Source organism: Burkholderia sp. MSMB2157WGS (assembly GCF_001532755.1).
Taxonomy (GTDB): domain Bacteria; phylum Pseudomonadota; class Gammaproteobacteria; order Burkholderiales; family Burkholderiaceae; genus Burkholderia.
Map to the genome: position 1 here is coordinate 22,485 of NZ_LPJG01000030.1, position 14,660 is coordinate 37,144.

Here is a 14,660-nt window from a genome sequence, read left to right on the forward strand (position 1 = left end):
TGGAGATGAAGCAAGTTGCAACGACCCTGTCCGGAAACAGTGGGCGATTTTTTCCAGAAATGCAACGCTGTATGTTCAAACTAAGGGTTTCCCCCTGGGGGCGCGCGCACTACACTGAATTCAATCGCTTCAGACAGTCCTGCCGAGGCGACGCCAAAAGAGAACATATTCCGGAGGTAAATCATGAAGTCGATCATCTACGCAGCCATCGCCGCATCCGTCCTTGCCGCTCCGATTGCATCGTTCGCGCAGTCCGAACAGGGGTTGACCCGCGCTGAGGTCAAGGCCGAACTCGTGCAACTCGAGCAGAACGGCTACAAGCCGCTGGCGAGCGATTCGCAATATCCGAGCGACATCCAGGCGGCCGAACAACGGGTTCAGCCGAACCAGCCGATGCTCGCGCACGCCGACACGAGCGGTTACGGTGCCGTGGCAACGGGGGCCGTGCAAACCGGCCACCGCGTGACGCGGGAAGCGCCGAATCCCGTGAATTCGGTCTACTTCGGTAACTGATCGAGCATCCCGCGGGTCTGCCCGGGCGCACCGCCGAATCGACGAGACGCGCGCCAGTCGCGCGCGTCGTTCGCCCGCAGGAGCAGAACCTCCGTCGCCGCATGTCGGCGGCTTTCCGCCCAGACGCTGACGCGTTTGGGCCTTTTTTGCTGGGTGGATCAGGCGGACGTGACGGTGGGCGTGCCGTGGATATAGTGTTCGAGCTGGCTGATCGTGAACTGCTGATCGGCTATCACGCTCTTCACGAGGTCGCCGATCGAGATGAGGCCGACCAGCTTGCCGCCGTCGAGCACGGGCAGGTGGCGCATCCGGTGCTGGGTCATCAGCGCCATGCACTCGTCGGTGGATTGCGACGGTTCGACGTAGCGCACCTTCGCCGTCATGATTTCCTCGACGCGGGTGGCTTTCGACGAGCGGTCCTGCAGCACGACCTTGCGCGCGTAGTCGCGCTCGGTGACGATGCCTGCGATGTCGTCGCCGTCCAGGACGAGCAGCGCGCCGATACCCTTTTCCGCCATCAGCTTGATGGCGTCGTAGACGAGGTCGCTCTTCGTGACGGTGTAGATGGTACGGCCCGAATCCGGCTTGGCCTTGAGAATCTGCGCGACAGTCGTGCTCATTCGCTTTCTCCGTGTGCAGGTCGATGCAGGGCAGGCGGGGCGTGATGCGCGTCACCCGATGAGCCCAGTATAGCCGGGCGGGCGGCGGCAGTCGCGTGACGTTTCCAGATTAGCGGTAAACTCCCGTCACGCGCCATCCACACAACTCCTACATTCCTGAACGTTTCGATTGAATTCATGATGTCTTCGCGTCCCCAATCGCCCCTGCCGGGCAATGGCCAGGCCGACGAGTGCGTGACGCTCGTCGCCACGGCGTCGCTGCCCACGCGCTACGGTACGTTCACGTCGTACGCATTTCGCGTCTCGGGCAGCGATGCCGAACATCTCGCGCTCGTGATGGGCGACGTGGCCGGCGAGCAGTCGGTGCTGACCCGGCTGCATTCCGAATGCCTGACCGGTGACGTGTTCGGTTCGTACCGCTGCGATTGCGGCGAGCAACTCGATCTCGCGTTGCGTTACATCGCGGCCGAAGACCGCGGCGTGCTGCTGTATCTGCGCGGCCATGAAGGCCGCGGCATCGGCCTGAGCAACAAGATCCGCGCGTACGCGCTGCAGGAGCAGGGGCGCGATACCGTCGAGGCGAACCTCGATCTCGGCCTGCCCGACGACGCCCGCGAATACGATTCGGCCGCTGCGATCCTGCGCATCCTCGGCGTGACGTCGGTGCGGTTGATGAGCAACAATCCGAAGAAGTTCGATACGCTCGTGAAGCACGGTATTCCCGTCTGCGAACGCGTGGCGCTCGCGGTGCCCGTGCGCGAGGAAAACGAGCGTTATATCCGCACGAAGCAGGCGAAGTTCGGACACTACTTCGAAGAAAACGAGTGATGGAAATTCGGGAGTCTTCGGGACGCTCGTCTGGCAAGCGATTTGTCCTGGAGAGGCTTTCTGGTAAAGGGTTTTGACCGAAAGTCAGGTTGATCGCAAATCGTATCGACACTTCCGAACATCGGGAAACTTGGCGTTCTGGCGTAGCTTTTTCGAAAAGCTACGCCATTTTCCGATGAGATTTGCGCGCGCACTGCAAGCAAGCTGACCTCGGGCCAGCACTTGGCCTTGACGGCTTTCCCGGGCTACGCCCGAAGGCGACCGGAAGTCGTCTTTCGTGGTGCGAACATGCTGTGATCCTCTCGTCTCACGATCGCGCGGAACCAATAAAAAGGTCTTGTGATTTGGGCCTCCCTCCTGGGGGCTCGTTGGCGATCAGCCCTCGTGTCGCTTGATGCTCTCCTGCTGATTGCCCCGGACCGGTGTCCGCATTGCGGCCTTTCCCGGCTACATCTCCTGCTGTCGGCCGAGGCCCTGAAATACTCGCCGATTGCTGGAGCACCGACGTCGCCCATCGCCGCGCAGCGCTTGCCGACTCATTTCGCGCGGCACGATTAACGCGGTTGGACGATGGACAACGTCGTCGTCAACGCTCCGATACCAATGGAAGGCCGGGTCCCCCACGCGACGAAGAGCCCGGTCGTGCATTCGTCGGTTTTGCGGGCGATTACGTCGCGCACGCACGCCCCTATGCCGGCAGGAGACCTGCCACGCGGTAAGTCTCTATCAAGGTGTCGTATAGCGCGATATCCGAACGGCTTCTGGCAATGAGCTGAGCGCCGGCAATGGCGGCGAAGATGGCGCGAGCCCGTTGTTCGCACGCTTCGGCGCTACCCACTGCCGCCGCGGACAGCACTTTACTCAGCCACGCGACATTGACATCGGCAAACGCCTGGACCTCTTTCATCACCGCCGCCGGCAGGTCGTCGCTTTCGGCGGCCATGAAACTGCAGAGGCACATGCGGTTACCGTTCTCGAGCGCCTTGCGGAACGTGTCGGGATACTGGCGAAGACACTGGAGCGGATCCGAGGATTCGGCCAACAGTGCTTCCAGCGTAGCGGCCGAATCCTCCCAATAGCGCCTCGCGACCGCCGCGCCCAGATCGGCCTTGCTCGGGAAGTGATGGTAGACGCTGGCAGCCTTGATGCCGACGACGTCCGCGAGATCGCGAAAATTCAGCCCGCCGTAGCCATGCGCCTGCGCGACCTTTGTGGCGGCCGCCAGGATGTTCTCCTTGGAGTTTGAGCTTGTCTCGTTCTTCACTGCTACGGCCTCGCAATTCAAAAAAGGAGTGTTGACGGGGGCGATTATACCTTCTACAGTAAACCTACCATGTGGCAGGTAGGGTAGTAACACCGCAGGCTCCGACACCGTCTATTCCGACGCAACCGCACTGTAGAGGCTTAACGATGAGTTCCGACATCCTCGATTTCGATGCAACCAAGCTTCCCTTGATGAAGATCCACGATTTTCCGACGGGACCCTATCCGACACGCGTGCGCATCGCCGTGGCCGAGAAGAACCTTCAATCGCGTGTCGAGTTTGCGATGGTCGACCTTTATAAAGGGGAGCACAAAAGGCCGGAATTCATTGCGCAGAAGAACTACTCGGGCACGCTGCCGGTGCTCGAACTCGACGACGGGACGCTCATTGCCGAATGCACGGCCATTACCCAATACCTGGACGCGCTCGATGGCGCGCCCACGCTCACCGGCAGGACACCGCTCGAACAGGGCTTGATCCACATGATGAGCAAGCGCGCCGAGCTGGAGCTGCTCGACGCCATCAGCGTCTATTTCCACCACGGCACGCCGGGGCTGGGGCCGGACGTCGAAACCTATCAGAACCCCGAGTGGGGATTCCGTCAACGCGACAAAGCCCTGAGGGGCATGCGTTACTTCGACGAGGTTTTGAAAAGACAGCCGTTTGTCGCCGGGGAAGCCTTCTCGATGGCCGACATCACGGTGATCGGCGGTTTGATCTTCGCGTCGATCGTGAAACTGCCGGTGCCTGCCGAATACGTGGCGCTTCATGCGTGGTACGCGAGGATGAAGGAGCGCCCCAGCGTAAGAAATCAGCCGGCATTCTCGGCGCTGAGCGGGACATCCGATTGATGTTTGTGGACGACTGCTTTCGCGTTTGAGCCGCGGTGCGCCGTGCTGCGGTTTCGTTTGCCCGCCAGATTGCTGCGTCCCAACGATCGGTGAATGAAATTCACACCCAAGGCGTGGACATTCCGTTCGGAGGACATAAGCAATCCGGCCTTGGCACGGAGCATGGAAACGAAGGGCGGCAACTGTTTACCAATCGGCGGCAACTGTTCACCAATCTCGCGTGGCGATCATGCCGTCGAATCGAAACCGAATGCCTGACGCTACGTCGCTGGAGGCCGGCGGGCGCGGAGGCATGTCCGCCTCGACGGCCGCGCCGCCGCGTAACGGCTCACGCGCGTGTGCCTGTCAGCGCCACGTGCCGTTCTGCAACACGATCCGATAGCCATCGGCATCCTCGAAAGTCTGGCCTGATATTTCCCAATACGGATTGAACGACGTCACCGGCATGAAGCCGTGTGCGGTCGCGCGCTCGCACGCGGCTTCCCATTCCGGACGATCGGGCAGGTAGAACACGATCAGATCCTCGGGCGTCGGCGACGGCGCGATCGGATGATCGGGACAGTGCGTGAACTCGAAGTGATAGTCGAGGCCTGCGCGTCCGAGCATCACGCCGGAAAAACCGTCGTGATCTTCGAAGCGCGCCAGTACCGACAGATCGAGGGCGTCGCGATACATGCGCTCGGTGCGGGCGAGGTTGGCGACCGGGCGGGCGATACGCAGATGGGCGTGCAAGATGGCCTCGGCGGGAAGTGGCGGGCGGTCAATGATAAGCCGGCCGATCCGGATTGGGCGATGCGAGCGGATCGTGTTTCCGGCGATACTCGCCGTATCGAACGATATCGATCCGGCCTGAGCAAACGGGTCGAATTGTCGAGCCTCGTCTCGCGAAAGGAAAAACATGACGCTTCTCGATCCCTTATGCGCACTCCGCGTCGCAGCGGCGACTCATTCGCAAACCAGTCGAATTCGTGTGTTCGCCGTGCCTGCCGTACGACGCGCGGATAGGCACATGCCGGCAGGGCGGTGACGAATGGACGAGCCCGATCTTCGTCGGCCGATTGCCGGACCATATCGTCAGTCGCGATGGGTGGCCGGACTGGAGGCCGCTTTCGGATGGGTGGCGAAGGGGACGTTGGTACTGGCCGGGCTGGCGGTGGTCGCGTTGGCGGCGCTGACGGGCGACGTCGGGGCCCTGACGGACCTGCCGTCGACCAGGAAGGGCTGGTTGTATCTGCTGCTGGCAGTGGTCGTGGCGGTCGCGTTGATATTTGCGGTGCATCACTACTGGCTGCGCCCGGCTGGCGTGCACCTGGCCGGCTAGCCGGAATGGAAAATGATGTGGCCCCGCAATCCACGCCGGCAATAAAAAAGCCCGCTGCTTGAGCGGGCTGAATCCATGTTTGGAGACATGGAGGAGACAGACGTAAATTTAAGGGAAAACCCGAACGTTTGCAAGCGCTCGTTGTATCCGCACAACTTGCCGCCGCGCAGCATGGCCTCGTTCACATGCCGGCGGCCCGTGCGTGCGCCGCGAATGCGCCGAACCGCTCTTGCGCGACGGGCAGCGCGTATTTGCTGCGCATCTCCGTCTCGATCCATGCACACGCCTCGCGCGCGCAGTCGGTCAATGCGTGCCGCGTCGCATGCCCGTCGATGTCGTACACGAAACGCACGCCGACCTCGTCATCGTCAACCTGACGTTCGAGCTGATTGAGCTGCAGCTGCGGCCCGTGCTGTTGCGACAGCGCGCGCAATTCGTCGAAGTGATATTCGAGCCAGTCCGCGAAGAACAGTGCGTCGCTGTGGCACGGCAGGCGGAAAGCCGCGCTGCGCGACGGGCGCGCGGCGGTTTCGCCGGCCGGCGCTTGTTCGCGGTCGATGGCGGCGGGCAGATCGACCGGCGCGAGCGGATGCTGGATCCGCCGGTACGGCTCGCGATCGCGCAACGCGTGCCACAGCAATTCGTCGCCGGCGGCGCCGGACGGCTGCATCGTCAGGTCGTGCCGGCCGTCGCCGGTCGCGACGATGTCGCGGATCACGAGGCGCAGCGAGCACAGCGGCTCGTCCGCGACCAGCAGGGTGGCCGGGCGTGGCAGCCCGCACACGAGCGGCGCGGCGCCGGCGGCACGAAACACGAGCCCGCGGCGATCGAGCCGCACGAGCGGCAACGGCCTGGGAAACGACGGGTAGGCGACCGCGATGCGGGCGCCGTCGGCGCTCGTCAATCCGGGCATCATCGCGCGAAAGACCTGGGACTGGTCCACGTTGGTTCTCCTTCGTTACGATGCCGCCCGGACGGAAACGCGCGTTCCGGCTCAGGCGGCGATAGCTTGCCGGGCGGCCTGCCCCGGCTCGATTCCTAGCGCGGCAAACGTTTGCGGATCGATGTCGATCCAGCACGCGACCACCAGACGTCCGTCCACCTGCTTCGGCGGGCCTGCACGGTGCGCGTGTATGCCGATCCGACGGAACAGCCGCTCCATGCTCGCGAACGTCACGCCGATCAGCTGGCGCGCGCCGAGCTGCGCCGCGCATTCGACGACGGCCGCGAGCATCGGGCGCACGGCCCATTCGGCATTGCCCGGCCCGCCTTCGGCGTCGGTCGCCGCGAATCGGGACAACTCCCAGACGGCGGCCGATTGCGGTAGCGGCATGTCCTCGGCGACCAGATCGGCGAACAGCGACTTCAGCAGATACGGGCGCGTCGTCGGCAGCAGGCGCGCGCATCCGCACATGTCGCCGTCGGCGTTTCGCGCGAACACGTAGACGGTATCGTCGCGATCGAACTGGTCACGCTCGAAACCTTCGTTCGCCGACGGGAGCGCCCAACCGAGCTGTTCGACGAACACGCGGCGCCGATAGCGCCCGAGATCCGCCGCGAGTTCGTGTGGCAACCGCCCTTCCTCGTGAACGAAGGTCTGCATGGATGTCCTCGGATCTGTGCTTTGGTATGCATCCATTACAGCGCGCGGCACGAGGAGCCTGTAACTGGTAACTCTTACAGGGTGACGGCGTAAAGACGCCATTTGCGTGGTGGTAACGGTTTCTTGATCGCCGGGATTGAAAACCAGGCAACTTTTGCTTATAAAGACCGCCAGTCGCGCAGAATCGTCAGAAGAATGTGCGGCCGGTTGTCACTGGAGCGTCGGACCGGCATGATAGGCGTCGTTGTGCGCGAGCAGAGCCGACGCGACCGCGGCAGGCCAGTCGATGGCGGCGAGCCGCGCGGCGAGCGCGGCTGCCGTGCGGACCATGCCGATGTCGGCGCCTTTGGCGTCGGTGGCCATCACGTTGCTGCGGACGTCGCCGCCCGCGATCACGAACGTGCCCGTCGCGCGTTCGAGGTACCAGTCCCAGCCGACCGTCACGTACGCGACGCCGGCACCGGCGGCGCGATGCCATTCGGTATAACCGGCGAGGCGGGCGTCGATCGCGTTGTCGCGCAATTCGGCCAGCAGCGAGGGGTCGAGGCCGCTCGCGACATGGTCGAGCACGAGTGCGGCCAGTGCGCCTTCTGACAGGCGTACGTAGCCGTCCGGGGACGGGCCGGGGACAGGGTGCAGCAAGGGTGAAGTCATGCGCGGAATGTATCAGCCTCGAACGGGTGCTGGAACCTGACAAGTATGACAGCGTGACGTTGTCGGAGAAAGAATGGAACTGCGCTGGCAGGATGCCTACCAACAATTCAGCGCCGCGGAAGACGAGCAGCAGCTCTTCCAGCGGATCGCCGCCTATTCCAAGCGGCTGGGATTCGAATACTGCTGTTACGGCATTCGCGTACCGCTGCCTGTCTCGAAGCCGGCGGTCGCCATCTTCGATACCTATCCGGACGGCTGGATGGCGCACTATCAGGCGCAGAACTATATCGAGATCGACTCAACGGTTCGCGATGGCGCGCTCAGCACCAACATGATCGTCTGGCCCGACGTCGACAACATCGAGCCCTGCCCGCTGTGGCAGGACGCGCGCGATTTCGGGCTGTCGGTGGGCGTCGCGCAGTCGAGTTGGGCGGCGCGCGGCGCGTTCGGCCTGCTGAGCATCGCCCGTCATGCCGACCGGCTGACGCCGGCCGAGATCAACATGCTGACGCTGCAGACGAACTGGCTCGCGAACCTGTCGCATTCGCTGATGAGCCGCTTCATGGTGCCGAAGTTGTCGCCCGCGGCGGGCGTCACGCTGACCGCGCGCGAGCGCGAGGTACTGTGCTGGACGGCCGAGGGCAAGACTGCGTGCGAAATCGGCCAGATCCTCAGCATCTCGGAGCGGACGGTCAACTTCCACGTGAACAACATCCTCGAGAAGCTCGGCGCGACCAACAAGGTCCAGGCGGTCGTCAAGGCGATCTCGGCCGGGCTCATCGACGCGCCCTGACGCGACGGCGGCGCCGGATGCGGCGGCCGCCGCGCGGCTCATTCCATCATCGGCTCCGCTTCCTTTGCGGTCCAGCTCACGCTGGAAATGCTTTTCTCCATGCTCATCCGGCTCGCGATCTGCTCGAGCTTCTGCTGATCCTTCGGATGCAGCTTCAGCGTCGCGGTCACCTTCAGCCGGTCCGGCTGCTCGGGCACGTCCTCGCTCGTGAGGCTCTGGAACGACAGCGGCTTCGCATACATCGCGTTCGACAGCAGCGTGCGGATGTGCACTTCGTCGGCGGCGAGGCAAATCACGGTGATCTGGTATTCGCGCACGAGGTCGGCATTCGAGACGGGCGTCGCGTTGATGGCCTGGCTGACGCCGCGCAGCACCGTATTGGTGAGCAGCACGACGCCCGTGCCGGCGAGCGCGGGCACGTAGTGACCGGAGCCGGACAACACGCCGACGGCAGCCGAGCACCACAGCGTCGCGGCCGTGTTGATGCCCTGGATCGAACCCTTGTCGCGCATGATCACACCGCCGCCGAGGAAGCCGACGCCCGACACGACGTACGCGGCGATCTGCGTGACGCCCGCGACGCCGTTACCGGTCAGCACGCCTAGCGTGACGAACAGGCACGCGCCGCTCGCGACGAGCGTAATGGTGCGCAGGCCGGCCGTGCGCTGGCGCATCTGGCGTTCGAGGCCGATGGCGACGCCGCAGGCGAACGCGGTGAAAAGACGGAGTGCGAAATCGAAAGTCATGGTTGTCCTGCCGTGCAAGAAGCGCATGCCGACTGGCGTCGCCGCGACGCAAGGCCGAAGGCGACGCGGCGATAGCCGTCATCGCGCGGTACTGTACCGCGCGAATGCGTCGTTCAATGTGAAACGGATGGCGTGCGGCTCGCGGAACGCGAGCCGGGGCAGGAGAACTGCGGCGGACAGGCGTTCAGGCGGCAAGCGGCGCACGCAACGGAGTGCTGCAACTGTCCACGATGGTTCCTGAAGGAAGAATGGGCGGCATTCTAGTGGGCGGCGCGCGCCCGCGTCAACCGCCTGGCTGCGCTACTGCGCCGAGCCGATCGTGCCCGTCGCGAGCGCGAGCGCGGCGGCGGCCGACAATGCGCCGGCATAGCTGTCGACCTCCGCGTTGCGCGCGGCGAGCAACTGGCTTTGCGCGATCGTCGCGTCGGTGACCGAGCCGACGCCGTTCCGGTACGCGGTCAGCGCCGCGTCGTAGCTCGTTTGCGCGGCATCGACGAGCGCCTTCGCGGCGTCGTGCGACGCCAGGCTCGTCTGTACCGCGTTCTGCGCGGCGACGACCTGGCGCACCGCTTCCTCCTTGGTCCGCGTGAGGCGCGCGGACGCGCTTTCCGCGTCGTTGCGCGCCTGCATCAGCACGGCCGAGCGCAGACCGCCGTCGTACAGCGGGATCGTCACGCCGAGGAATACGCCGCCGCCGTAGCGGCTGCCGTTCAGGTTGACGGTCGGCGCCTGGTCGCCGATCGCGGGCAGCGCGGAGATGGACGCGCCGCCGCTCGCATACGACGTCGACGCGGACAGGAAGATCTTCGGCATGAACGCGGCTTGCGCGGCCTTGATCTTCGCGCGATTGGCCTTTTCGACCGCGAACGCACCCTGCAGGTCGGGACGGCGCGCGATCGCGTCCGACACGATCGCGTCGACCGACGAACCGAGCGCGGGCGGCAGCGGCCGCTTCGGCAGCGCGGCGATCGTCGGCTTCGACAGCGGCGAGATGCCGAGTGCGGAGACGAGGGCGAGGTAGCCGTCGCTTTCGGCGCCGTTCGCCTGCACGAGCGCGAGGTTCGCCTGCGCGCGGTTCTGCGTCGCCTGCGCGAGTTCGACGACGGTGCCGACGCCGTGCTGGAGCCGCGCGCGCGACGCCGCGAGAATCGCATCCGCGTTCGCGAGGCCCTGTTTTGCGCTGAGCGCGCGCGAGCGTGCGGCTTCGTAGCGGTAGTAGGAGACCGTCACGTCGTGGATGACCTGCTGGTGCACGGCCGTGAACGCGACGTTCGACGCGATCGACGCCTGTTCGGCCGCTTCGACGCGCGCCGCGCGGCCGCCGAAATCGAACAGCAGCCATTGCAGCGACAGCGCCGAAATCGTGCCGTGCACGGTGGTGTTGCTGGACGAATCGCCGAGGATCGTCGACGTCGAGCCGTGGTTCGCCTGGTACGCGCCCATTGCCGTCGCCGACAGGCGCGGCAGATACGCGGACTTGGCGAGGCCGACCGCGAGCGCCGCGTTGCGCGCGTCGTTCCAGGCGATGCGGGTCAGCGGGTTCGCGGATTCCGCGAGATCGATGAGCTCGGGCAGCGTGTACGCATGCGCGGCATCGAGCGCGGCCGGCGCCGGAACCGACGCGAGCGCCGGCGATGCGGGCAGCGTGTAGTCGTGTGCACCTTGTGCGGAAGCGCGCGGCGGCGCCGCCACGATGTCGCCCGCGGCCGACGTTTGCGGCTGCCACGGGCGGTCGGACGCCTCCGGCGCCAGATCGATCGACGACGTCGCGCAGCCGGCCAGCGCGACCGCGGTCGCGAGCGCGGCGGCGGCGATCGAGGCGGCCGGCGGTTCAGGTAGACGCATGAGGGGCAGGCTCCTTCGGTGTGGCTTGACGGGCGGCGTCGGCGATATGGGCGAGCCGCGTGTCGATCAGGTTCAGCAGCGCGTCGCGCGCGGGGTCGGTGGGGGCGGCGCCCGGCGGTGGCGGCGGGGCATCCGTGCGGGGCGCGGTTGCGTCGTCGGCCGGCGCAGTCACGCGCGCGAGTTGTGCGTCGATCGCCGCGTCGCCGGGCTTGCGTTCGGCGAGCAGGAACAACGGGCCTTCGATCGCGCCGAGTTCCGCGAGCGCGCGCCGCCGTGCGGCGAGCCACGTCGCGGCCGGCCGCACCCACGACGGTTCGTAATGGATCAGGCCGAGCTCCTGCGAGATCGCGCCGTGGCGGGCGAACGCTTCGGCGGCCAGCGCGCGTCGTTCGGCCGGCTGCGCGATCTGCGCCACGCGCCGCCACTGGTCCAGCAGCGCCGCGAGCGCCGTGTCGATCTGCTTGCCGATGCTGACCGGCCAGATGCGCGTGAACACGAGATACACGACGACGTTGCCGAGCAGGATGCCGATCGTGCGATCGCGCGCGAGCGTCAGGTCGAAGCCGGGGCCCGCACCCTGGATGACGCACAGGAAGAACGCGAACGCGACCTGGAAGCCCGCGTACGCGATGCGCGGCGATCCGAACGCGACCCACGCGGACAGCCACGCGCCGGCGAAGACGAGCGCCATCAGCTCGCCGATCGACGATAGCGACGGGACGACGAACACGAGCGCGGCGGTGCCGATCAGCGCGCCGACGATGCAGCCGGCGATGCGCAGCGTGAGCTTTTCGACCGTTTCGGCCGTCGAGCCGAGCGACACCATGTAGCAAGTGATGAAGCAGGTATGGATGCCGGACCAGTCGAGCTGCGAGTACAGCAGGTAGCAGAACATCGCGGCTGCCGTCGTCTTCAGCGCATAGCGGATGTGGTCGGGATTGGTCCGCGCGTCGGGCACGAAGAAGCCGCCGCGCGGGGCGGGTGGTGCGGTGGCTTCCGCCGGTTCGCCGGCGGCGCGCGTGTCGACGGTGTCGATCGATGCGGTCGATGGGGCCGATGCGGCCGATGCGTCGATGGCGGGCGGTTGCGCGAACTGCGCGATCGCGGCGTGCAGGTCCGTCGCGACGACGCGTGCGAGCGGCGGCAGCGCATCGGCGGCCGGCAGCGCGAGTGTCACGTCGACCGGATAGCCGCCCTGTTCAAGGATCGTGGCCATCTCGTCGAGCGTCGTCGCGATCGGCATGGCGAAAGCGTCGGGCAGTCGCGCCTCCGGTTCGCGATCGGCAAGCGCGACCGCGACGAGCAGCGCGGTGCTCGACGCGACGGCCTGCCGCAACGCGACGACATCGGCGCCCGACGACGAGCCTTCGAGCTTCGACAGCTTGAGCCACGTGAGCAACTGCCGGTCGCCTTCGCGCAGGCTTGCGTCGAACGCGGCGCGCGCGTCGTCGTCGCCGCGCAGCCGCCGCGCGGCGAGCCGCAGCCGCGTCGCGAGCTGCGTATGCGCGAGCGTGCGCGGCGACGGCGCGATCAGCAGGTTGACGACGATCGCCACGCCGACCGGGATCGCGACCATCAGCCATGCATAGAGCAGCGCGCGCGTCGCGGCTTCGCCGAACGGCGCGAGGCCGAGCTGGTCGAGCCCGAAGCCGACGATCATCGCGAGGATCGCGCCGACCGGGCGCAGCTTGCTGGCGGACGTCAGGTAGAGCAGGCCGACCGACAGCACGGCCATGCACGCGACGCGCAGCACCGAATACTCGATGCTGAAGATCGCGACGCCGATCACGAGCGCGATCACGAGCGTGACGAGCAACAGCATCGCGACGGCGAGCATGGCGCTCGTCACGCGATCGGCGCGGTTCAGGAAGAACACGACGTACGCGGAAATCGCGGCTTCCGGCGTGCCGTATCCGCTCGTCACGAGCACCACGAGCGCGCAGATCAGCGCGACGCGCACGGCCATGGCCGCGCGCCCCGGAAACGGCGCGAGCAGCCGCAGGACTTCGCGCGGGCCCGGCGAGCGGACGTCAGCGGCAGGCAGAGCCATGCCGGACCTCGACGATCGCGCTCGCGCCGACACGCACGAGCTTGCCGTCGGGTTCGTCGAGCTTCACGCGCACGGGGAAGCGCTGCGCGACGTGCACCCAGTTCACCGAGCGCTGCACGATCGGCAGCGAGCGCGGCAGGTTGATGCGGTCGCTGTCCGCGATGCCGGCGCCGATGCCGACGACCTTGCCCGTCATCGGGCGGCCGCGGTCGATCATCGAATAGACGGTCGCGCAGTCGCCGACCGCGATGCGATTGAGCGACGTCTCGCGGAAATTACCCACGGCGAACCATTCGCTCGCGTCGATCAGCGTGAAGATCGACTGATTCGGCGCGAGGGTTTCGCCGGGGAGCACGCTCAGGCCCGTCACGAGCCCGTCGTGCGGCGCGCGCACGACCGTATCGTCGAGCGCATGCTGCGCGCGGGCCAGCGCGGCTTCGCGCGCATGCAGCGTCGCGATCGCGTCGGCGTCGTCGCCGATCGTCTGCGCGGACGCGCGCTGCTGCTCCTGCGCCTGCGCGAGCGAAACGGACGCGTCGCGCTGGCGCACCTTCGCCTGATCGAACTGCTGCGCGCTGACGTAGCCCTGCGCGGCGAGCGGTGCAAGCCGGTTCACGTCGCGGGTCGCGAGATCGTAGTTCTGCGTCGCGCGCTTGACCTGCTCGGCGGCGACGGACGCGTTCGAGCGCTCGCCGATCAGCGAGCGGCGGCGCGTGTCGAGCGACGCGCGCGCGAGCTCGAGATCGGCCTGCGCCTGCGCGACGCTCAGCCGGTACGGCACGGGATCGATCACGTACAGCAGGTCGCCTTTCGCGACGCGCTGGTTTTCATGCACCGCGAGCTGCACGATGCGGCCGCCGACCGGCGACGCGACGTGCACGACGTCTGCGTCGATCGACGCGTCGTCGGTGGACGGGTAGGCCGTCGTGCGGTGGTACGCGTACGCGAGCGCCGCGATGCCGAGCGCGACGATCGCGAGCGCGATCGCGCGGCCTTTGACGGAGGGGCGGGCGATGCCGGCGGCCTTCATGCGAATGGCCCCGTGCCGGTGAGCCAGACGATCACGGCGACCACGAGCCCGATCGCGGTGCAGACGGCAAGCTGGTAGGGCACCGTCGCGGCCCAGCCGGTCGCGACGAACACGCGGTGCGCGACGATGGCGCCGACGATGCCGACGATCGCGCTGACGAGCCACAGCGGGAAGTACGCGCCGAACAGCACGTAGGACGGCGCGCCGCGCGATGCGCAGCCCGCGAGCGGCAGAGCGGGCGCCAGGACGGCGGCGGCGCTCAGGGGCGCGCGCGGCGTTGTTTTTCTCATGGTGTGACGAGCTCGACGTTGAGGGTGGATGCCGGGCGCGGCGCAATGCGGATCGTCGCGCCCGGCCGGGCCGCGACGACGATCCGGGATACGGAGCCGATCATAAATCAGCGCGATGCGGATCGCCAGCGATCCGGCATGCGTTCACGGCATGCGGCGAGGCCGGCCGTGGCCGCGCCGTCGGTCATGCCGAACGGTCCGGCAGCGCGGGTCGGCAGCGATGGCCGGACCGCTGCGATTCTGCCAGCAGCC

At 66.5% G+C, this 14,660-nt stretch carries 17 protein-coding genes; 6 read left to right on the top strand and 11 right to left on the bottom strand.

Going from position 1 to position 14,660, the window contains the following annotated elements; genetic code table 11:
* Positions 1-183 precede the first annotated feature (183 nt).
* Complete coding sequence (locus WT53_RS18730) at positions 184-513, top strand: DUF4148 domain-containing protein (protein WP_034204530.1); 330 nt, start codon at positions 184-186, stop codon at positions 511-513.
* A 158-nt stretch (positions 514-671) separates the two neighbouring features.
* On the opposite strand, the gene WT53_RS18735 is transcribed toward WT53_RS18730, so the two are convergent.
* Positions 672-1,133 (bottom strand): CBS domain-containing protein, encoded by a 462-nt coding sequence (locus WT53_RS18735; RefSeq protein ID WP_034204531.1) that lies wholly within the window; start codon positions 1,131-1,133, stop codon positions 672-674.
* A gap of 177 nt (positions 1,134-1,310) precedes the next feature.
* Between WT53_RS18735 and ribA the strand changes: the two genes are divergently transcribed.
* Positions 1,311-1,961, top strand: coding sequence for a GTP cyclohydrolase II (gene ribA, locus WT53_RS18740; RefSeq protein WP_034204532.1), 651 nt, complete (start codon positions 1,311-1,313; stop codon positions 1,959-1,961).
* Between the two features lie 688 nt (positions 1,962-2,649).
* Here ribA and WT53_RS18745 read toward each other — a convergent pair.
* Positions 2,650-3,225, bottom strand: coding sequence for a TetR/AcrR family transcriptional regulator (locus WT53_RS18745; protein ID WP_034204533.1), 576 nt, complete (start codon positions 3,223-3,225; stop codon positions 2,650-2,652).
* Between the two features lie 146 nt (positions 3,226-3,371).
* Between WT53_RS18745 and WT53_RS18750 the strand changes: the two genes are divergently transcribed.
* Entirely contained in the window at positions 3,372-4,076 is a 705-nt protein-coding gene (locus WT53_RS18750) for a glutathione S-transferase (protein WP_034204534.1), read from the top strand.
* Between the two features lie 89 nt (positions 4,077-4,165).
* Positions 4,166-4,507 (top strand): hypothetical protein, encoded by a 342-nt coding sequence (locus WT53_RS33575; RefSeq protein WP_230624757.1) that lies wholly within the window; start codon positions 4,166-4,168, stop codon positions 4,505-4,507.
* On the opposite strand, the gene WT53_RS18755 is transcribed toward WT53_RS33575, so the two are convergent.
* Positions 4,422-4,808 carry a VOC family protein gene (locus WT53_RS18755; protein WP_060260979.1) on the bottom strand — a complete coding sequence of 129 codons (387 nt, stop codon included), beginning with the start codon at positions 4,806-4,808 and terminating at the stop codon, positions 4,422-4,424. The genes WT53_RS33575 and WT53_RS18755 overlap by 86 nt on opposite strands.
* Positions 4,809-5,106: 298 nt before the next feature.
* On the opposite strand from WT53_RS18755, the gene WT53_RS18760 reads away from it, so the two are divergent.
* Positions 5,107-5,397 carry a hypothetical protein gene (locus tag WT53_RS18760; protein WP_059782991.1) on the top strand — a complete coding sequence of 97 codons (291 nt, stop codon included), beginning with the start codon at positions 5,107-5,109 and terminating at the stop codon, positions 5,395-5,397.
* 181 nt (positions 5,398-5,578) lie between these two features.
* Here the strand turns inward: WT53_RS18760 and WT53_RS18765 are convergent, their stop codons facing one another.
* From WT53_RS18765 to WT53_RS18775, 3 genes are all read right to left on the bottom strand, one after another.
* The gene (locus WT53_RS18765) at positions 5,579-6,340 is read right to left on the bottom strand and encodes a hypothetical protein (RefSeq protein ID WP_179949031.1); all 762 of its coding nucleotides are present in this window, start codon (positions 6,338-6,340) and stop codon (positions 5,579-5,581) included.
* A 51-nt stretch (positions 6,341-6,391) separates the two neighbouring features.
* The gene (locus WT53_RS18770) at positions 6,392-7,000 is read right to left on the bottom strand and encodes an acyl-homoserine-lactone synthase (protein ID WP_060260981.1); all 609 of its coding nucleotides are present in this window, start codon (positions 6,998-7,000) and stop codon (positions 6,392-6,394) included.
* Between the two features lie 210 nt (positions 7,001-7,210).
* Positions 7,211-7,654, bottom strand: a complete 444-nt coding sequence (locus tag WT53_RS18775) for a DUF4902 domain-containing protein (protein WP_059782995.1) — start codon at positions 7,652-7,654, stop codon at positions 7,211-7,213.
* Positions 7,655-7,727: 73 nt separating this feature from the next.
* Between WT53_RS18775 and WT53_RS18780 the strand changes: the two genes are divergently transcribed.
* A complete protein-coding gene (locus tag WT53_RS18780; RefSeq protein WP_034204539.1) occupies positions 7,728-8,447 on the top strand; it encodes an autoinducer binding domain-containing protein in 720 nt (239 codons plus the stop codon).
* 38 nt (positions 8,448-8,485) lie between these two features.
* On the opposite strand, the gene WT53_RS18785 is transcribed toward WT53_RS18780, so the two are convergent.
* From WT53_RS18785 to WT53_RS18805, 5 genes are all read right to left on the bottom strand, one after another.
* Positions 8,486-9,193: an MgtC/SapB family protein gene (locus WT53_RS18785; protein WP_027780999.1), complete on the bottom strand. Its 708-nt coding sequence runs from the start codon at positions 9,191-9,193 to the stop codon at positions 8,486-8,488.
* 300 nt (positions 9,194-9,493) lie between these two features.
* Positions 9,494-11,038, bottom strand: coding sequence for a TolC family protein (locus WT53_RS18790; protein ID WP_059782997.1), 1,545 nt, complete (start codon positions 11,036-11,038; stop codon positions 9,494-9,496).
* Entirely contained in the window at positions 11,025-13,088 is a 2,064-nt protein-coding gene (locus tag WT53_RS18795) for an FUSC family protein (protein WP_060260983.1), read from the bottom strand. The genes WT53_RS18790 and WT53_RS18795 overlap by 14 nt, the downstream gene beginning before the upstream one ends.
* Positions 13,069-14,118, bottom strand: a complete 1,050-nt coding sequence (gene mdtN, locus WT53_RS18800) for a multidrug transporter subunit MdtN (RefSeq protein WP_034204542.1) — start codon at positions 14,116-14,118, stop codon at positions 13,069-13,071. Before mdtN ends, WT53_RS18795 begins: the two co-directional genes overlap by 20 nt.
* Positions 14,115-14,408 (bottom strand): hypothetical protein, encoded by a 294-nt coding sequence (locus WT53_RS18805; protein ID WP_034204543.1) that lies wholly within the window; start codon positions 14,406-14,408, stop codon positions 14,115-14,117. The genes mdtN and WT53_RS18805 overlap by 4 nt, the downstream gene beginning before the upstream one ends.
* Positions 14,409-14,660 lie beyond the last annotated feature (252 nt).